We start from the raw sequence: 18,962 nt of genomic DNA on the forward strand, positions 1-18,962 counted from the left end.
CTGGGGCCGCCGCCCCTGGGTAACGCCGCCATGAATCCGCCTTTCCGCCATCTCGCCTGCCGCCTCTTGATCGGGGTGACGTTGGCTTTGGCCTGCCTTGCCGCGACCGGACAGGCGCAGGTGAAGAAGAAGAACCCGGCGAGCAAGGTGTTCGTGTCGGACGTCTCGGGCGAGGCTGAGATCGACACTGGCGACTCGGTCGAGGACCTGAGCAAGCGTTCCGTGTACACCGCGCAGGGCTCGGTCATCGACACGAAGCGGCCCAAGAACAACGAGGACCGCAGCAAGTATTACTCGACCATGGTGTACTCGAACGGCACGGGCGCGTTCTTCGACGCCGACACGCGCGTCGAGATTCGCCGGTTCATCCAGGAGCCGTTTGTCCCGACCCGCACCGACAACGAAGTCGAGCCCTCCATTTCGCAGACGCACGCCCACGTCGCGCGCGGCGTCGTCGGCCTTTGCGCCAGCAAGCTCGTGGCGGGCAGCACGATGACCTACACCACCCCGCACGCCGCGGTGAACATCCACGGGCGGAAGCTGGTGATCGACGTGCGGCCGGACCAGACGCGCATTGCGGTCCTTGAAGGCGAGAGCACGGTTCGCGCGGGTTCAATGGACATGGGCGGCCACACGATTCGCGCCGGCCAGGAGGCCATCATTCGGCCCGGAGCGCCCGGACAGCCCAACCAGATTGAGATCATCAAGATCCCGCCGGCGGAAGCGGGCGGCTTCGACGACAAGGTGTCCATGGCCTGCATGGCCAAGCGCACGGTGTACTTCGAAGTGCGCGGCCGGCAGCAGAACCAGGGCTCGAGCGACGGGACGATCGACGCGTTCAACAGTGAGATCAACACGCCGCGCGTGCCCGGCGGACCGTTTGTCGGCGCCGACGGCGAGATCATCGCGATTCCGATCGTGCCTCCGAATCTCCCCGTGCAGCACACGGTCAGCCCCTCCAGCCTTATCACGCCGACCGGCCAGGTTGTGACCCCCGGAAATCCCAAAGGCTGAGCCGAGGCTCAGCGCGACACGGACGTGATGATTTCCCGGTCACAATTGCGCGGCACCCTTGCCCTGCTCCTGGCTGTCACCATCGCCTGCCCCCCGGCCCAGGCACTCGTGAGCCTCAACGACGGGCACGATCATATCTACGTCAACACGTCGGTCGGCTTCGGGTGGGACTCGAACGTATATGCCAACAGCGAGGCCAAGGGTGACTACGCGATGAACACCAGCGTCTCCGCCGAGTACAGTCGGCGGGCGGGGTGGATCGGCGTGAATGTGGGAACGACCTTGGTCTCGAGCCGCTTCCAGGACCTCAAGGACGAGAACTTCGACAATCCGAACATCAACGTCGAACTGACCAAGCAGACGGGCCGCACCACCGGTTCGCTGACGATGAGCGCGGTGCGTTCGAGCCGGGCCGACGCGGCGGTCAACCTGCGCAGCACCTCGTGGAACTACTCCACCGGCCTGAACTTCCGCTACCCGGTCATCACGATCTACACCCTCACGGGGCAAGTGGGGTATTCGCTCGTGAAGTACAGCGGCAACTCGCTCTTCCCCGACCTGGCAACGTACACGGCGAGCGCGGACCTGATCCGCCTCTTCTCCACCGAGCGCGACATCATGCTGGGCTATCGCTACCGGCACTCCGAGACCTCCGTGGACACCTCGAATGATGACCACGCCGCGACCATCGGGCTGAGCGGCAAGCTGATCCGGGGGCTCAACGGCAGCCTGCGCGTCGGCTACCAGTTCCGCCAGCCGCGCGGGCAGTATTCCGCCGGGCACTCGCCCTCGACCTACAGCGCGTGGACGGCCAGCGGCTCGACCACGTATGCGCTAAACAAGCGGATGAACTTCACCGGCACGCTGGGGAAGGACTTCTCGACGACGGCGACCGACACCTCGGTGGACACGACCACGGCGGCATTGGACTTCCAGTACGCCTATAGCTCGCACTGGTCGCTCTCGGCCACGATCAGCGGTGGCGATACGCGGTTCCTCGGCGAGACCGGCCGCCTGGTGCTGAACACCAATCCCCTGGTGCTGGGGCCCAACCGCCACGACAACTTTGTCGCCGCGTCGGTCTCGATCAACTACTCGCTCAACGAACACCTGAAGGTCGCCGCCAGCTACGCCTGGTTCAAGAACTGGTCGACGACCCCGTATGCGGACTTCATCCGCAGTTCGTACAACCTCAACCTTTCGTCCCGCTGGTAAGCCTCCGCATGTTCCTCCGTTCCCGAGTTTTCTCCTGCCTTCTGATGGCCCTGGTCGCGCTCAACGCCGCCGCCATGGGCCAGGCCGCCTCCGCGCCTGAAACGGCGCCGGCGCCCCGCCTCGACGACAAGAAGGTCATCCCCTATCGCATCACCCGCGGTGATCGCCTCGCCGTTTCCATCTTCGGCGAGCCGGACCTGACCGCCGGCAACAAGCGCGTGGAAGGCAACGGCACCATCAATCTCACGCTCGTCGGCTATGTGCGCGTCTACGGCCTGACGCTCGCCGAGGCGGCGGACGCCATCGAGGCGGCCTATCGCGACGGGCGCATCCTCCGCAACCCGGAGGTCACCGTGATGGTCGAGGAGTACTCGCCGCGCGTGGTCACCGTGTCCGGCAAGGTCAAGTTCCCGGGGCGCGTGGATCTGCCGCCCGAGCAGCAGTGGACGATCAAGGACGTGATCACCAAGGTCGGCGGTTTCGACGACACCGCCCGCGGCACCGCGGTGCGGCTCATTCGCAAGCAGCCCGACGGCTCGAGCAAGGTGTACACGCTGGACGTGCAGAGCACGCTGCTGGGCAAGGACCGCGCCTCGACCTCCACCGACGCCTCGTTCCCGGTTGAGCCGGACGACACCATCTACGTGCCCGAGAAGATCATTTAAACCGCCTTTTTGATGGCCGACGCCAACGCCAAGCCTCCTCCCCCGCCCCCCGTCGATCACGACGACGAGACCGTGTCCGAACGCCGGACGCTGCGGGACTACTACATCATGCTGCGCGAACGCCTGTGGATCGCGCTGCCGCTCGCGCTGCTGGTGGCCGTAGGCTACGCGTACAAGAACCTGCAGGAGACGCCGCGCTACGCCGCGACCGCCCGCATGCAGTTTGAGAAGCCGGATCGCATCGTGATGGCCGAAGGGGTGGTCGACACGGCGGTCCGCAGCGAGGTCGACATGAACACCCACACCGAGGTGCTGAAGAGCAGCTCGCTGCGGGAGGAAGTGGTGGCGTCGTTCTCCGCCGACGAGATCAAGGTGCTGCAACGCGCGGCCCTCAAGCGGCTGCCGCCCGGCTCGCCCCCGACCAACGTCGGCATCCCCATGGGCGAGCTCAGTGTGTTTCCGATCCGCAACACCTACCTGATCGCCGTGACGGTGACGCACGACGATCCCGACGCCGCGGCCCTGGTCGCGAACCGCTTTGTCGAGGTGTTCATGAAGCGCCTGTACGACACCGCGGGCGGCCGGACGGCCGATGCGGTGAAGTTCCTGCGCGAGCAGGCGTCGCGCCTGGAGCGCGAGGCGCAGGAGAAGGAGCAGGCGCTGCAGCAGTACATGACAAAACACCAGCTCACCTCGCTGGACACCTCGCAAAGCATGAGCGACGAGGCGCTGAAGAAGGCGCACACGATGCGGGATGACGCCCGGCTCCGGCTGATGGCGGTCGACGAGAAGATCACGCAGGTGGAGGCTTACCAGAAGGAGAAGCGGAACCTCTTTGAGGTTGTCGAAATCGCGAACTACGGGGCGGTGCCCTCGCTGCGGGCCCAGCTCAGCACGCTGCAGCAGGAGCAGAACATCCTTTCCGAGCGCTACTACGAGCGTCACCCCCGGATGATCGACGTCGCGAACCGGATCGATGTCACCGAGAAGGAGCTCGCGAAGGCGGTGCAGCTCGCGATCGACGACCTGCGCGCGCGGCAGGCCGAGGCCCGGCAGGCCTACGAATCATTCTCGGCGGAGTTTGCCCAGCGGGAGAAGGACGCGATGCGGCTCGGCGAACTGCGCGTCGAGTTCAACAGCCTCGTGCAGCAGTCCCAGGTCGCGCGCGAGAACTACCAGAACATCTTCAAACGGCTGACCGACACCACGACGGTCAAGAACCTGGACAAGATTCCGCTGCACCCGCTCGACCACGCGGTGGCGAACCGTTGGCCGGTGTCGCCCAACCGCCAGAAGATCACGCGGACCGCCATCGGCCTCGGCCTGATGGTCTTCCTCGGCGTGGCCCTCGGATTGAGTTTCATCGACGACCGCATCAAGAGCGCCTGGGACGTCGAGTCGTTCGTGGGGGCCAACCTCCTCGGCATCGTCCCGGATCTCGGAAACCTGAAGGATGAGGAGAAGTACACGCTGATGCTGACTGAGAAACAGGTCCAGGGGGCCGAGTCGTTCCTCAGCGTCTACAGCTCGATCAAGATTCACTCGAAGCTCGATTTTCCGAAGTCGGTGCTCGTCACGAGCACGATCCCCGGCGAGGGCAAGACGCTCATCTCGTGCAACGTCGCGGGGTGCTTTGCCCGCCACGGGAAGAAGACGCTGCTCATCGACTGCGACCTGCGGCGGCCGATGCTCCACCGCCATTTCAAGCAGGAGAACAAGAACGGGCTCATCACGTGGTTCGAGTCCGGCGCCATGCTGGACAGCAACCTGACAACCCACCCCTCCCTCGGGATCGTGCCGGTGGCCGAGAACCTCTGGCTCCTCTGCTCCGGCGGCCGCTCGAAGAGCCCCACCGAGCTGCTCGAGAACCCGGTCTTCGGGCAACTGCTCGAGCGCCTCAAGAAGGAGTTTGATCTCGTGATCGTCGACTCGCCGCCGCTCGGCGCGGTCACCGATTCCGTGCTCATCGCGGAGCGCGTGGACGAGATCGTCTACGTCTGCCGGTTCAACCGCGCGTATCGAAAGCACATCCGGCTCTACATGCGCACGCTGCGGCAAGGGAAGAACGAGGTGCTCGGCATCGTGCTGAACGGCCTGTCGCCGCGCCGGATCGAGTACTACTCCAACTACCGGTACTACCGGAGCTACAAGAAATACTACGGCGCGCAGACGTAGGCTCGGACGGGCGCCGGCGGCGCGGATTCGCCGCGGCGTCCCGGTTGTTTTTCTGCCTTTCCGCCCCCGGGAGGTTTCGCCATTCCTTCCGGGCCTCCCGTGCTCTCCTCCTTCCTCCCCGCCAGCTTCGACCCGAAACGCCCGCTTGTTCTCATCGCGGGCCAGGGCATCTATCCGGTCCTGATCGCGCAGGCGGTGCGCGCCGCCGGGGTGCCGCTGCGGCTCGTCGGCTTCGACGAGGAGACGCGCCCGGACCTGGTCAACTCGTTCCCCGCCGACGAACGCCGGATCCTCAAGGTCGGGCAACTCGGCGCGATGCTGAAGGCGTTGGAAACCTTCGGGGCCGGTTACGCCCTCATGGCGGGCCAGATCACACCCCGCCGGCTTTTCAAGGGACTGCACCCCGACCTCAAGGCCACGCGCATCCTGCTGTCGCTGCGGCGCCGCAATGCGGAGACCATTTTCGGCGCCATTGCCGCCGAGATCGAGAAGCTCAACGTCACCCTGCTCGACGCCCGTTCGTTCCTCGACGGCCACATGGCACAGGCGGGTTGCATGACCGGGCGGCGCTTTCCGATCGAGGACGACTACGTGGCGCACGGCGTTCACATCGCGCGGGAATGTGCCCGGCTGGACATCGGCCAGGGCTGCGTGGTCCGCAAGGGCACGGTGCTGGCCGTCGAGGCGTTTGAAGGCACCGACGAGATGCTGCGCCGTGCCGGCGGGTTCAAAACCGACGGCGCGCTGTTCGTGAAGACGGTCAAGGCCCGCCAGGACTGGCGTTTCGACGTGCCGTGCTTCGGCCTCCGCACCCTCGAGACGATGCACGAAGCGGGACTCGCCGCCGCCGCCCTGGAGTCTGGCAAGGTCATCATGCTCGACCGCGCCGCGGTCATCGAACAGGCGCGGACCTGGGGCATCAGCCTGCTGGGTTTCGAATAGGATGCCGCCGTCTTCCGCCTGCTCCCCGCTTGCGCGATCAGGTCGATGCCTCCACTGTGCTGGCGCATGAATAACGACGTCGTTGCCGTCAGCATCAAAGGGGTGATGCCCACCGCCAACGGCTGCGCCGTGTTCCTCGGCAACGACGAGAAAACCTTCGTCATCTACGTCGACCACTCGGTGGGAAACGCGATCCAGATGACCCTCAGCGGCGTGAAGCGGGAGCGTCCCCTCACCCACGACCTGATCGGCAGCATCCTGCTCGGGCTCGGCGCGCAACTGGACCACATCGTCGTCAACGACGCCCGCGAAGGCACCTTTTTTGCCCGCATCCTCCTGCGCATGGAGAACGAGTTGGGAAAGAAGATCGTCGAGATCGATGCCCGGCCCAGCGACTCTATCGTCCTGGCGCTGCAGCAGAAGCGCATGATCTTCGTCGCCCGGCCCGTCTTCGAGGCCGTGGAGGACATGACCGAAATCCTCGAGCGCGTGCTCAAGCAGCAGGCCGAGGAGGGCGAGTCCGAGGAAGAGCCCTGACCGCGGCATGACGTCTGTTTCCAACGCCGCGCGCCTCCCCGAAGGTCAGGCGCCGGGGCAACCGCTGACTGCGCTCGCTCCGATGCAGGACGTCACCGACCTGGCGTTCATGCGAGTCATCGCGCACTACGGTGCGCCCGACTACTTTTTCACGGAGTTCTTCCGGGTCCATGCGCAGTCACGACCGGAAAAGCACATCCTGCGGTCGATCGACGAGAACGAGACCGGCCGCCCCGTGTTTGCCCAGCTGATCGGCGAGGATCTCCACCATCTCGAGCGTACCACGGTGGAGCTCTTGCGGCACCCCGTGGCGGGCATCGACCTGAACCTCGGCTGCCCGGCCCCCAAGGTTTACAAGAAGAACGTCGGCGGCGGGCTGCTGCGCGAGCCGGAGAAGATCGGGTCCATCCTGAAGATGCTGCGGGCGGCGGTGCCTGGCCTGCTCACGGTCAAGATGCGGATCGGCTTCGATAACACCGCGGCGTACGACCAGATCCTCGACCTGATCAACGAGCACCGCGTCGACCTGCTCACCGTGCACGGCCGCACCGTGAAGGAGATGTACCGGAGCGAGGTGCACTACGACTTCATCGCCCACGCCGTGCAACGGGTGCATTGCCCCGTGCTGGCCAACGGCAACGTGACGTCCGCGCCCCGGGCCGTGAGCGTGATCAGCCAGACCCGTGCCGCCGGGGTGATGGTGGGGCGCCACGCCATCCGCAACCCCTGGGTCTTCAGGCAGTGCCGGGAACAGTTCGCCGGCCGCCCGCCCTCGGTCGTGACGCTGGCCCACGTCCGCGACTACGTGGAGCACCTGTTCCAGGCGACGCAGGTCGAGGGCCTGCTCGAGCGGTACCACGTGAACAAGATGAAGAAGTACCTGAACTTTGTCGGCCAGAGTGTGGATCCGACCGGGGCGTTTCTTCACGCCATGCGCCGCGCGGAAACGGCCGCCCAGCTCTTCGCTGTCTGCGACGAACACCTGCTCGCCGAACCTACCCGCGAATTCGCCGCCGAACCCTACCCCGGCGTCATCGCCCGGCCGAATTGCGAAACCCCGGCCGACGTCGGCCAAGGCCGCGACGGTTGCGGCGCCGAGGCGATGTAGGCTCGGTGACGCCTTACTCCAGCCCGAGGACCTTGCGTCCCTCGGCCGAGATCATCTGGGGCGTCCATTGCGGATCCCAGACAATGTGCACGCGGGCGGATGAGACTCCCGGCAGGGCGGCGATCTTCTGGCGGGCATCTTCCGCGATAACGGGCCCCATGCCACACCCCGGGGCGGTCAGCGTCATCTTCACCTCCACCTCATGGCGACCGTCGGAGGCGGGCGCGGTCGCCAGGTCATAGATGAGGCCGAGATCGACGATGTTGACGGGGATCTCCGGGTCGAAGCAGGTCTTCAACGCGTCCCACACGGCCTGTTCGCTGAAGCCGTCGGCGCTCGACGCCACGGCGTCGGAACGCGCGGCTGGCACGTAGCCCGCCAGTGCCGACGCCTCCGCCTCCGCGATGCGGAAGAGCCCGTCGTCCGTGCGAACGGTGACATGGCCGCCGAGCGTCTGGACCACATGCACCCCGAGTCCGGAGGGCAGCGTCACAACCTGGCCCGACGGAATGGCGGTGGCAGCGCACTCGCGCGCGAGGGTGAAGGCGGCGGGGGACATCAGTTGACGGTGAGGTTCAGGGGCATGCGGGCATAGACGCCCTGGGGATCGTTAAGGGACTGCAGCACCTTCAACTCGGACTCGAGCCGGTGCACCACCTTGCCCGCGAGCGTGGAGGCGTCGGCCCGATTCGGATGGCGGCCCGCCAGCATCTCCTGCAACGCCTCCATCAGCGGTTTCTCGCGCGGAAATTCGACGAGCCGGTACGAGTCCTGAATCTTGGCCTTCTTGGCCGCGTAGGCGATGGCGGCATCGAGACCGCCGATCTCGTCGACCAGCCCGAGCTCCTTCGCCGCGGTGCCCGACCAGACGCGCCCCTGGGCGATCTCCTCCACGCGGGCCCGCGGCAGCTTGCGCGATTCGGCGACCTTGCCGACGAACTGCGCATAGATCCAGTCCACCATCCGCTGCACGATCGCGAGTTCCTCGGGCGTCTTCGGCCGCGCGATCGTCATCGCATCGGCGTATTTGCCGGTCTTCACCCGGTCGAAGGTGACGCCAAAATCGCCGGCGAGCTTCTGGACATCGAACTGGATGCCGAACACGCCGATTGACCCGGTGATGGTGGTCGGCTCCGCGAAGATGCGGTCGCCGTACGTGGAAATCCAATACCCGCCCGACGCGGCGTAGCTGCCCATGGACACGACGATCGGCTTCACCTGCTTGATCAGCCGCACCTCGCGCTGGATCACTTCGGAAGCGGAGGCGCTGCCACCGGGGCTGTTCACGCGCAGGACAACGGCCTTGACGCTCGGGTCACGGCGCAGCCGTCGCAGCTCGCGCGAAAACTCCGTGGCGCCGATCTCGCCGTTCCGGCCCTCGCCATCGACGATCTCGCCCTCGGCGTAGACAATCGCGATGCGGTCACCGCTGCCGCTGGTGCCGTCGGCGCCGACGGTATCGACGATGTCCTTGGCCGATTTGGCATAGTCGCTGAGCGCAACCTGCTTGAACGCCCGCTTGGAGTCTGCGCCGCGGCCGGTCTTCTCCTTCAGGTCGTCGAAGATCTCGTCCCGGTACGCGACGCGATCAACGAGCCGGTTCGCCTTCGCGGTCTCGGCGCGGATGATGCCCTCGCGATCCACCGTGGCCTGCAACTGCGCCACCTTCACGCCACGACTCGGCGCGATATCGGCGAGGACCCCACCCCAGATGTCGTTCAGCAAAGATTGGATCTCTTCCCGGTTCTCCGGGCTCATGTCGCGGCGGATGAACGGCTCGACCGCGGACTTGTACTTGCCGACGCGCGTGACCTGGACGTTGACGCCGTACTTTTCGAAGGCGCCGGCGTAAAACATCGGCTCCGTCGCGAGACCCGGCATGAGGATCACGCCGTAGGGATCGATGACGAGTTCGCTGGCGGCCGAGGCCAGATAGTAGCTGCGGGTGGTCGCGTAGGTCAGGTAGGCCACGACCGGTTTCCCCGCCGCCTTCACCTCGAGCAGGGCGTTGCGGACTTCGCGCAGCTGCGCGTACCCGGCGCCAAACGCCGCGGAGGACAAGTCGCCGCTGATGTAGACGCCCGCGATGCGGTCGTCCTTGGCGGCCGCCCGGAGCGCATGGGTGACGTTGCGCAGCTGCAGGGTCTCATCACCGCCACCGAGGACGCCGAGATCGATCGGCGGCGGGGCATCCGTGATGTTGGTCGACAGATCCACCACCAGGTAGGAACCACGCTCAAACTCGGCGGTGGAGTAGTCCTTCTTGCCGCCCATGGAGGCGACCGTCGCGACCAAGCCGACGAAGAGCAGGAAGCAGCCGCCAAAGAAGACGATAAGGGCGACGAGCGATCCCAGGAGCGACGTAAAGAAGTTCTTCATGCGCGATTTGCGCGCAACCGTAGCGCGAAATTCACGATCCTCCAGTCGAATATGGAAAAGGCGCCGGCGAGATGCCGGCGCCTTGGCCTGAAACGGGGATGGACGAAGCTCCTAGAGGAACAGGAACCCGCTGAGCGCGAGAATGGGGAGCAGAATGGGGAGACTATAGCGCAGTATATAGCCGATGAACGTCGGGCAGTGGACGCCGGCGTCCTGGGCGATCGACTTCACCATGAAGTTCGGCCCGTTGCCGATGTACGTCATTGCCCCGAAGAACACGGCACCGAGGCTCACCGCGATCACGTAAAGCGGGCGCGCCCCCAAGAGGGCCGTAACCGCAGCGCTCTCCGTGGCGGGCAGGTTCTGGAAGGCGTCCGGCACCTCCGCCTTCGCGGTGGTCTCGGCCAGCTGGAGGAAATTCACGTACGTCGGGGCGTTATCAAGCACCGACGACAGCGAGCCCGCGGCAAAGTAGTACTGGGTGGGACGATGGAACCCAAACTCCTGGCCGTGCTGCTCGAGATACCCCAGCGCCGGCATCATCGTGGCAAAGATGCCCACGAAGAGGAAGGCAACCTCCTTGATGGGCCCGAAGGTGAACGCGTTTTCCGCGTGCACCGCCTTGGGCGTGAGGAAGTAGCTGGCGGCTGCGGCGCCGAGCATGACGATCTCGCGCAGGAAGAAGCGCTCCGGCAGGAACACGGCGAGAATCACGACGAGCAGGAAGATCAGGTTAACCAGACCTTCGAACTGCCAGGTGTCCTTCTCCGCCACTTCCGCCTGCAGCGGCTTGGGCATGCGCTTGTAGCTGCGAAGATCGAACACGTAGAACGCCGCCAGGATCAGGACGACCGTGAACGCCCACTGGACCAGCACCTGTTCGACGAGCCAGAAGAAGGGCACGCCGCGCAGATAGCCGAGGAACAGCGGCGGATCGCCGATCGGGGTCAGCGCGCCCCCGACATTCGAGACGATGAAGATGAAGAACACGACGTGGTACGGGCTGATGCGGACCTTGTTCATCCGAATCCAGGGGCGAATCAGCACCATGGACGCGCCGGTCGTGCCGATCACGTTCGCCACCAGGGCGCCCACCGCGAGGAACATCACATTCTGCATTGGGGTGGCTTCGCCGCGGAACTTGATGTGCACGCCGCCGGCGATGACGAACAGCGATCCGATCAGGCAGATAAACGAAAAATACTCATGCGCAGTACCGAGGGCCACATGACCACCCCCTGGAATCCGCCACAGGTAATAGCCGACCACGATCGCGCCCAGGCCGATGGCGATGAGCGGATAGTAGTGATCCCATATGTGCTTGAGCTTCGGGGGAGAAAGCGGGGCCAGCGCGATCAGGAGAAGCAGCAGGCCAAATGGGAGAATAAGCCAGAGGGGGATTTCTGTTCCGGCCACAGTGGCAAGACTAAGCGCGGCGTTCATAAGCTGTTTATGCAAGCGTCAGACTCCGCTCAGAGCAAGGACCGCGCCGAACGCAAAAACGCCTATTAGAGCCGGAACGAGAGCGCCATAAGCAGCGTGGGGAGCAGGGCGCCGGCCACCAGTCCGAGAGGCGAAACTCCACCCGGGAAGTAGCGTTGCAGGATGCTCTGGCCAGCGGGGTTGGGCGCGTTGGCGATCACGGTCAGGCCACCGCCCGTCACCGCCCCCGCCACGACTGCCTGCTTCATGGGTTCGGTGAAATCCGGCACCAAGGTGGCAAGATACGTGATCGCCGCATTGTCGTTGAACGCCGTCAGGACCGTCGCCCCGGCAAACAGCGGCAACTCGCCCAACCGCGTCAGCAGCGGCTCGATCCACCACCCTTGCACCCCTCCGTGAACGACCAGGCCCGCGAGGAAAAAACCGACGAGCAACGGGGGACGCAGGTCGAGCCGCCCCTGGTGGTGCGCCGTCGCCTGGGCGAAGGCCAGGAAGAACAAAAAGCCCCCGATGAACAGCGGCGGATAGTGCGCCACCAGCACGGTGAACGCCATGAACGCCAGTTGCACGCCTGTGATCCACGCCGGGACCGACTCGTGCGGTCGCGCCCCGGAATCGAGTCCCGCCCGCACCTCGTCCAGCCGCGCGAACTCCCGCCGAAACACCAGGTAGTAGAGGCCCGTCGCCGCCACGATGCCAATCACCGCGCGCCAGCCGAAGTGCTGCAGCATGTACAGCGTGTCCCATCGCCACGGCGCGGCCACCATCAGCACCGGCGGCGCCGCAAAGTGCGTCAGCGTGCCCCCCACGGAGACATTGACGAACAGGAGTCCCAGCGTCGCGTAACAGAAACGTGGTGACGGCTTCAGCGCATAGAACTGCCGCGCCAGCAGCAGCGCCGCGATCGTCATTGCCGCCGGCTCCGTGATGAATGACCCCAGCAGGGGCGCCACGACGAGGATCGCCAGCCACCAGGCCGCCGTGGACTCCCGCCCGAGCCGGGCCACGGCGCGCAGGGACTGCTCCGCGAATCGGAGCACCGGACGGGTGGACGCGATCGCCATGATCACGACCACGAACATCGGCTCGGTGAAATTGACCGTGTGCCCAATGTAATCACGCACCGTGAGCCAACCTTTGAAATACGCGATCGCGCCGGCGAGGGCCAGGGCCCAGATACCGAAGACGGCCTCCACTTCACCCAGGAAGTGCAGCACCTGACCTTTGAAACTCACCTCCTCGGGCTCACCGTCGCCGTCCGCATCCATCGGCGGCGCCGCCGTCACCATCCGCCGCTTCAATTCCGCGGCGTGACGCTCTTCCACGGCATGCGCCAGATGCCGGATGCGCGCCGCCAGGAACGTGTGCACGATCGCCAGCAGGAAGATGACGCTCGCGGCCACGTTGAACGGCTCGAGCCGCGCACGCTCGAGCAAGGTGGCCCCCAAACCCGGTGCATCCACCGTGGCATACTCGCCCAGCGCGCGCGGAAACGGCGCGCCCGCCGGTTCCGCGGCCGGTACCGCCACGGCGAAAACACCGAGGCACAGCAGGGCCAAGCCGAGTCGTCCAAAGGTGTGGGGAGACAACATGCCGGCCAGCAAACGCATACGCGTCTGTTCGGCAAGTCCCCCCGCCTGACAAAATCGGCCGGATCAAGCACCCCGACCGGAACCGGCCTAGAACGTATGAACGAAGAGACCCGACCGCAGCTTCGGCTCAAACCACGTGCTCTTCGGCGGCATGATCTGTCCGGCGTCGGCGATGTCCATCAACTGGTCGAGCGTCACGGGGAACATCGAGAAGGCCACACCTCCGTCGGCATCAACGCGCTTCACCAACTCACCGGTGCCGCGAATGCCGCCGACAAAGTCGACGCGCTTGCTCGTCCGCGGATCGGCGATGCCGAGCAGCGGGGCCAGCAGCTTGTCCTGCAGCACGCTCACGTCGAGTCGCTCGACCGGACCGGCGGCAGGATCCACCGGCATGCGCAACCCATACCATTTCCCGGCGAAATACATGCTCACCTGCCCCGTGGCCTGCGGACTCGCGGAGGCATTCTCGTCCAGGCCGAACGTCGCCCGCACGCGGGCCAGGAAGTCCGTCGGCGAGAGCCCGTTGAGGTCAGCCACGATGCGGTTGTACGGGAGAATCTTCAGTTCCTTCGCGGGGAACAGCACACAGAGGAACCAGTTGTAATCCTCGTTGCCCGTGTGGCGCAGATTACGTTCCCGCCGCAGGCGCGCCACGCGCGCGGCACTCGCCGCCCGGTGGTGGCCGTCGGCGATGTAGGTCACCGGTACCGCTCCGAACGCCTGCACCCAGTCCGCTCCACCCGGCACCCGCCACACCGTGTGGCGAATCCCGTCGGGCGCGATGAAGTCGTGCAACGGCTTTTCGCGCGTCTTCGCCTCCACCAGCGCCGTCACGGCCGCGTTGTCCCGATAGGTCAGGAACACCGGCCCGGTGTCGGCGCTGATCGTGTCGATCAGCCGCGTGCGATCGTCCTCCTTGTCCTTGCGGGTCTTCTCGTGGCGCTTGATCAGGCCGGTGTCGTAGTCCTCGACGTGACACCCGGCCACGATGCCGCGCTGCACATGCGCGCCCATCTGCTGCTGATAGATGTAGAGGCAGGGTTCGCTCTCCCGGACCAGCACGCCCGCCTGCTGCAGCGCCTGGAAGTTCTCCCGCGCCTTGCGGTAAACGGCCTCGCTGTACGGGTCGGTGCCGGGGGGAAGATCGATCTCCGCCCGATCCACATGCAGCAGGCTGTGCGGCCGGCCGGCGGCCAGGGCGGCGGCCTCTTCGGCGTTCACCACATCATAGGGCACACACGCGACATTGGATGCCTGGGCTGGAGTCGGAACGAGACCACGAAACGGATGGATACGCATGGACGAGAAGAGCCGGAACTGTGGTGGGCGAGGCGGACCGATGACACGGAAAAAGTGCGTCACGGAGACAAAAAAAGACCCTCCGTTGCGGGAGGGTCTTTTGAAAGGGGGGAGCGAGGGACGCTTACTTCTTCGCGCCGCGCTTGAACTTCGAGGTGAACTTCTCGACGCGGCCCGCGGTGTCGACCAGGCGCTTTTCGCCGGTGTACGCAGGATGCGAGTCCATCGTGACGTCCCGGAGGACGACAAAGTACTCCTCACCATCGATCTGCTCCTTGCGGGCCGACTTCATCGTCGACTTCGTCAGGAAACGGCGACCGGTAGCGACGTCGAGGAAGCAGACGTTGTTCAGGTTCGGGTGGCCTTCGGCTTTCATGGCAGTAAGTTGTTAACCTTGGCGGGCCTTGTACCGCGGCTCGACCTTGTTGATGACGTAAATCTTGCCCTTGCGGCGAACCACCTGGCAGGCCGGGTGACGCTTCTTGGCCGATTTGATGGAGGAGACAACTTTCATAAAAGTGGTGAAAGCATAGGGGGCTCCGACCCCTGTCAACTGAAATGTCCGGCGCGAACGGAATCTATCGTCGCCCGCCGCCCGCCGGGGCGCCTCAGTTAAGCTCCGGATGGTCAGGCTCGTTGGCGAGCAGCTGCCACTCCACTCCCTCGCGGCTGAGCACTGTCCGCCAAAGGGCCTCTTCGGAGAAATTGAGGAGGTCCTCGGGCACGTTCGCGACGATCCAGGTCCGCAGTTGCATCTCGTTTTCCAGCTGCCCGGCCGACCATCCCGAATAGCCGAGAAAGCCACGGATATGCGCGGAGCCGTTCTCGACCAACTGCTGGGCCATCGCCGGGTCGACCCCGAAATGCAGCCGAAAGCCCTCCGGATGGCTCTCCCACGCGACCAGCACCAGTTGATCGGTCTGCACCGGACCGCCTTGGTAAAGCGGCACGTCCGCCAGCGGGCCGAGGGCAAAATCACCGCTCAGTTCGCCCAACCGCTTCCGCAGCGGACGATTCAACACGACGCCCATTGCACCGTCGGCGTTGTGAACCGACATCAGCACGACACTGCGCCGAAAATTCGGATCACGCATCGCCGGGTGGGCGAGCAGGAGTGAGCCGGCCAGCGTCTCCTTGGTGGTGCCTCGCTCGCGCATGCGATTCACGGACCTTCCGGGTGGTTCAAAGTTTCAGGACCTTCACGCCGGCGTCCGCCAGGAGCGGTGCCACCAGCGGATCGTTGGCGTAATCGAGACGGTACCTCACCTCGGCAATGCCGGAGGCGGCCAGAATCTTCGCGCAGTTGATGCACGGGTAGTGGGTGACGTAGGCGACGCAGCCTTCGACCGAACTGCCGCGGCGGGCGGCGTCCGCGATCGCGTTCTGCTCGGCATGCACCGTGGCCTGCTCGTGTCCGTCGCGCACCCGGGAGACATGCGGCGTCCCCGGGAGAAAGCCGTTGTAGCCGGCCGCGACGAGGCGGTTCTTGCGCTCGCCGCCCGTGACGATCACGCACCCGACGTGCAGCCGCTCGCAATTGGAGCGGGACGACATCAGCACGGCCGTGGCCATGAAGTACTCGTCCCACGAGGGACGATGCGGAAAGTTCTCGGCCGCCTCGGCAATGAGGTCCACCGGCATGACAGGAACGGCGGGCACCGTCGGTGAATCGGGAACGGGAGCGGAAGCGGGATTCATGGAATCGGGCTGGGACTCTGGACAGCTTGGTGGAGCCCGGCAACCTTCTCCTGCCGTTTCTCCGGCAGGTGCCGGCGGAGCGGCTCTCCCCCACCCACATGGATCGCTCGCTCGAGCCCGAGTTGTTGGATTCCCTGCCACCCGATCATCCGGACGCCCTCCACAACCGTCGCGACATCCGGCTCACGAACCGGGCCATGGGCAACCACGCCTGGTTCGCACGGGTCCTGCCCACCGTGGTTCGTCCCGGGGAGCGCATCCTCGAGATCGGCGCCGGCACGGGGGAACTGATCCGGCGGCTGGCCGAGAACGGCCTCGCGGCCGATGGCCTGGACCTGTGGCCTCCACCTCCCGGCTGGCCGGCCGACCGCGTGTGGCACCAAGCCGACCTGCGCACGTTTTCGCGCTGGGCGGAGTACCCGGTGGTGGTGGCGAACCTCATCCTGCACCAGTTTGCCGACGCCGAGCTGCGTGCGCTGGGCAGCGCCCTGCGCCACGCCCGCGTGATCGCCGCGCGCGAACCCGCCCGCAGCCGCGTCTCGCAGGTTGCCTATCGCTGCTTCGCTCCGATCATCGGCGCCAACCACGTCAGCCTGCACGACGCCCATGTCAGCATCGCGGCGGGTTTCGTCGGCGATGAACTGCCCCGCGTCCTTGGGCTCGACGCCGCGGCCTGGGACATCCAGAGCGGCCCCGCCTTCCTCGGGGCGTATGTGCTCCTGGCCGTTCGCCGAACGCCATGATCGGCCGGCGCCCCATCGAGATCGTCGGCGGCGGGCTCGCCGGCCTCTCGCTCGGGCTCGCGCTCCAACGGCAGGGTACGCCGACCACGATTCACGATGCCGGCACATACCCGCGGCACCGCGTCTGCGGAGAGTTCATTGCCGGGCTCGACGACGCCACGATCGAGTCGCTGGGTCTGGCCCCCCTGCTTGCCGACGCGCTGCGGCATCATGAGGTTGCCTGGTACTTCGGCTCGGGCTCGGCCCATCGCCACCACCTTCCGGCGCCGGCGTACGGCGTCAGCCGCCACGTCCTCGACGCACGGCTCGCGGACGCGTTTGTGGCGCAGGGTGGCACGCTGCGTACGAGTTCACGCGTGGCGGAGCACGACGTGCCCGAGGCGCGCGTATGGGCCAACGGGCGGAGGCCGGGCGGCTCCCACTGGCTGGGGCTCAAGGTGCATGCCCGCGGGTTGCGACTGGAAACCGGGCTGGAGGTTCACCTCGGCGACCATGCCTACGTCGGTCTCGCCCGGCTGCCCGGAGACGAGGTCAACGTCTGCGGCCTGTTCCGCCGCCTACCGCCGCTGGAGCCGCGTCCGGGCACACCGCTCACGACGCCCGCCCCGCTCCGGCGCACCGTCCTGTTCGAATACCTCCAACGGACCGGGCTGGGGGCCCTCACCCGCCACCTCGCCGATGCGACGCTCGAGCCGGCCAGCTTTTGCGCCGTTGCAGCCCTGGATTTCCAACGCCTCGCGTGCGCCGATGACACCATCCGCCTCGGGGACGCGCTGACGATGATTCCCCCGTTCACCGGCCATGGCATGGCCATGGCATTCCAGAGTGCGGCGCTGGCGCTGCGGCCCCTCCTCGCTTACTCGCGCGGGCAAAGCACCTGGCCCGAGGCCGTCCGTGCAACCAACTCGGTCCTGAGGGGTCGGTTCCGTCTGCGGCATGCGTCGGCGAACACCCTGCATCGGTTCGTCCTCGAGCCCCGTCGGCAGCGTTGGTTCGCGGTGCTCAGCCGCGCGCGGCTGCTGCCCTTCCGCCGGCTCTACGCCCTGCTCCACTAGCCGTGCGCGGCCGGTGCGTGGCTCCGCACCCACTCCATTCCCACCCAACCATGTTCCTGCACGCCCTCGCCACCGCGGTCCCTGACACCGCCTACACCCAGGAGGAGTGCTGGCAACTGGCCCAGCAATCCCGGCTGCGCGAGCGGCTCAGCCGACGTTCGCTGCTGATCCTGCAATCGATCCTGCGTCGGGAGCCCAGCGTGGAACGCCGCCATTTTGCCATGCCCGAAATTGCCGGCGTGTTCGAGCGCAGCGCGGACGAACTCAACGCCGTGTTTCGAACCGCCGCGCCGCGCCTGGCCGGTGACGCGCTGCAGCGCGCCTTGGCGGCGGCCGACCTCAAGCCCGACCAGATCGATGCCCTGCTCGTCTGCACCTGCACCGGCTATCTCTGCCCAGGCGTGTCCAGCTATGTCGCCGAACAACTCGGGCTCCGCCCCAATGCCTTCCTCCAGGACCTGGTCGGCCTCGGCTGCGGCGCGGCCATCCCGACGCTCCGCGCCGCCAACGCGCTGACGGCCGCGAACCCCGACGCCGTGGTGGCCTGTATCGCGGTCGAGGTGTGTTCCGCCGCGTTCTACCTGGACGACGATCCCGGCGTGATCATCAGCGCCTGCCTTTTCGGCGACGGCGCCGCCGCCTCGCTCTGGTGCGGCCGCCCGCCGTTGCACCGCCCACGGCTGCGCGCGTTCGACTTCAACACCGTCCATCGCCCCGAGCACCGCGACCAACTGCGTTTCGAGCAGCGCGACGGCAAGCTGCGCAACCTCCTCGCTCCCGCCGTGCCATCGCTCGCCGCCGCCGCCGTCGGCGAACTCTGGCGCCATCGCGGCGACCGCCCGGTCGCGCGCGTGGTTTCCCACGGCGGCGGCCGCGATGTCCTCGAGGCGCTGGCGCCCGTGCTCGCGCCGCACGATCTCGCCGTCAGCGCCCACGTGCTCCGCACGCATGGCAACATGAGCAGCCCCTCGGTCCTCTTTGCCCTCGCGGAAACGCTCGAGTCGGGTCCGCCCAACGGCGCGGGAGATTTCTGGCTGGTCAGTTTCGGTGCCGGCTTTGCCGCGCACAGCTGTCGGCTCGGGGCCGCGTGACGG

19 protein-coding genes are annotated in these 18,962 nt (G+C 66.3%); 10 read left to right on the forward strand and 9 right to left on the reverse strand.

Annotation, left to right across the window (positions count from 1 at the left end; all coding sequences use genetic code 11):
• The first annotated feature begins 30 nt into the window (after window positions 1–30).
• The 7 genes from DB354_RS12410 (at window position 31) to DB354_RS12440 (ending at window position 7,656) form a co-directional block, all read left to right on the forward strand.
• A complete protein-coding gene (locus tag DB354_RS12410) occupies window positions 31–1,014 on the forward strand; it encodes a hypothetical protein (RefSeq protein WP_107835930.1) in 984 nt (327 codons plus the stop codon).
• A 27-nt stretch (window positions 1,015–1,041) separates the two neighbouring features.
• On the forward strand, window positions 1,042–2,229 hold the full coding sequence (locus DB354_RS12415; protein ID WP_146180217.1) for an outer membrane beta-barrel protein: 1,188 nt from the start codon (window positions 1,042–1,044) through the stop codon (window positions 2,227–2,229).
• 44 nt (window positions 2,230–2,273) lie between these two features.
• The gene (locus tag DB354_RS12420) at window positions 2,274–2,894 is read left to right on the forward strand and encodes a polysaccharide biosynthesis/export family protein (protein WP_158277507.1); all 621 of its coding nucleotides are present in this window, start codon (window positions 2,274–2,276) and stop codon (window positions 2,892–2,894) included.
• Window positions 2,895–2,906: 12 nt separating this feature from the next.
• The gene (locus tag DB354_RS12425) at window positions 2,907–5,069 is read left to right on the forward strand and encodes a polysaccharide biosynthesis tyrosine autokinase (RefSeq protein WP_107835933.1); all 2,163 of its coding nucleotides are present in this window, start codon (window positions 2,907–2,909) and stop codon (window positions 5,067–5,069) included.
• A gap of 99 nt (window positions 5,070–5,168) precedes the next feature.
• The gene (gene lpxI, locus DB354_RS12430; protein WP_107835934.1) at window positions 5,169–6,011 is read left to right on the forward strand and encodes a UDP-2,3-diacylglucosamine diphosphatase LpxI; all 843 of its coding nucleotides are present in this window, start codon (window positions 5,169–5,171) and stop codon (window positions 6,009–6,011) included.
• A gap of 66 nt (window positions 6,012–6,077) precedes the next feature.
• Entirely contained in the window at window positions 6,078–6,548 is a 471-nt protein-coding gene (locus tag DB354_RS12435; protein WP_107835935.1) for a bifunctional nuclease family protein, read from the forward strand.
• A 7-nt stretch (window positions 6,549–6,555) separates the two neighbouring features.
• Window positions 6,556–7,656, forward strand: a complete 1,101-nt coding sequence (locus DB354_RS12440; RefSeq protein WP_107835936.1) for a tRNA-dihydrouridine synthase family protein — start codon at window positions 6,556–6,558, stop codon at window positions 7,654–7,656.
• Window positions 7,657–7,669: 13 nt separating this feature from the next.
• Here the strand turns inward: DB354_RS12440 and DB354_RS12445 are convergent, their stop codons facing one another.
• From DB354_RS12445 to DB354_RS12485, 9 genes are all read right to left on the reverse strand, one after another.
• Window positions 7,670–8,215 carry an iron-sulfur cluster assembly protein gene (locus DB354_RS12445; RefSeq protein ID WP_107835937.1) on the reverse strand — a complete coding sequence of 182 codons (546 nt, stop codon included), beginning with the start codon at window positions 8,213–8,215 and terminating at the stop codon, window positions 7,670–7,672.
• The gene (gene sppA, locus DB354_RS12450) at window positions 8,215–10,035 is read right to left on the reverse strand and encodes a signal peptide peptidase SppA (protein WP_107835938.1); all 1,821 of its coding nucleotides are present in this window, start codon (window positions 10,033–10,035) and stop codon (window positions 8,215–8,217) included. Before sppA ends, DB354_RS12445 begins: the two co-directional genes overlap by 1 nt.
• A 111-nt stretch (window positions 10,036–10,146) precedes the next feature.
• The gene (locus tag DB354_RS12455) at window positions 10,147–11,451 is read right to left on the reverse strand and encodes a sodium:proton antiporter (protein WP_233256632.1); all 1,305 of its coding nucleotides are present in this window, start codon (window positions 11,449–11,451) and stop codon (window positions 10,147–10,149) included.
• A 92-nt stretch (window positions 11,452–11,543) separates the two neighbouring features.
• Window positions 11,544–13,070: a putative Na+/H+ antiporter gene (locus DB354_RS12460; RefSeq protein ID WP_107836069.1), complete on the reverse strand. Its 1,527-nt coding sequence runs from the start codon at window positions 13,068–13,070 to the stop codon at window positions 11,544–11,546.
• A gap of 87 nt (window positions 13,071–13,157) precedes the next feature.
• Window positions 13,158–14,372: a DUF1015 family protein gene (locus tag DB354_RS12465; RefSeq protein WP_107835940.1), complete on the reverse strand. Its 1,215-nt coding sequence runs from the start codon at window positions 14,370–14,372 to the stop codon at window positions 13,158–13,160.
• Window positions 14,373–14,496: 124 nt separating this feature from the next.
• A complete protein-coding gene (locus tag DB354_RS12470; RefSeq protein ID WP_107835941.1) occupies window positions 14,497–14,748 on the reverse strand; it encodes a type B 50S ribosomal protein L31 in 252 nt (83 codons plus the stop codon).
• 12 nt (window positions 14,749–14,760) lie between these two features.
• A complete protein-coding gene (gene ykgO / locus DB354_RS12475) occupies window positions 14,761–14,886 on the reverse strand; it encodes a type B 50S ribosomal protein L36 (protein ID WP_107835942.1) in 126 nt (41 codons plus the stop codon).
• 94 nt (window positions 14,887–14,980) lie between these two features.
• Window positions 14,981–15,529, reverse strand: a complete 549-nt coding sequence (locus tag DB354_RS12480) for a YqgE/AlgH family protein (RefSeq protein WP_107835943.1) — start codon at window positions 15,527–15,529, stop codon at window positions 14,981–14,983.
• A 25-nt stretch (window positions 15,530–15,554) separates the two neighbouring features.
• The gene (locus tag DB354_RS12485) at window positions 15,555–16,070 is read right to left on the reverse strand and encodes a cytidine/deoxycytidylate deaminase family protein (protein WP_107835944.1); all 516 of its coding nucleotides are present in this window, start codon (window positions 16,068–16,070) and stop codon (window positions 15,555–15,557) included.
• A gap of 98 nt (window positions 16,071–16,168) precedes the next feature.
• On the opposite strand from DB354_RS12485, the gene DB354_RS12490 reads away from it, so the two are divergent.
• From DB354_RS12490 to DB354_RS12500, 3 genes are read left to right on the forward strand one after another with little or no spacing between them, the layout of a single operon-like run.
• Window positions 16,169–16,813 carry a class I SAM-dependent methyltransferase gene (locus tag DB354_RS12490; RefSeq protein WP_146180218.1) on the forward strand — a complete coding sequence of 215 codons (645 nt, stop codon included), beginning with the start codon at window positions 16,169–16,171 and terminating at the stop codon, window positions 16,811–16,813.
• Window positions 16,810–17,868 carry a hypothetical protein gene (locus DB354_RS12495; RefSeq protein WP_107835946.1) on the forward strand — a complete coding sequence of 353 codons (1,059 nt, stop codon included), beginning with the start codon at window positions 16,810–16,812 and terminating at the stop codon, window positions 17,866–17,868. The genes DB354_RS12490 and DB354_RS12495 overlap by 4 nt, the downstream gene beginning before the upstream one ends.
• Window positions 17,869–17,918: 50 nt before the next feature.
• Complete coding sequence (locus DB354_RS12500; RefSeq protein WP_107835947.1) at window positions 17,919–18,959, forward strand: 3-oxoacyl-[acyl-carrier-protein] synthase III C-terminal domain-containing protein; 1,041 nt, start codon at window positions 17,919–17,921, stop codon at window positions 18,957–18,959.
• The last annotated feature ends 3 nt before the right edge of the window (window positions 18,960–18,962 follow it).

This window comes from Opitutus sp. ER46 (genome assembly GCF_003054705.1).
Taxonomy (GTDB): Bacteria; Verrucomicrobiota; Verrucomicrobiia; order Opitutales; family Opitutaceae; genus ER46.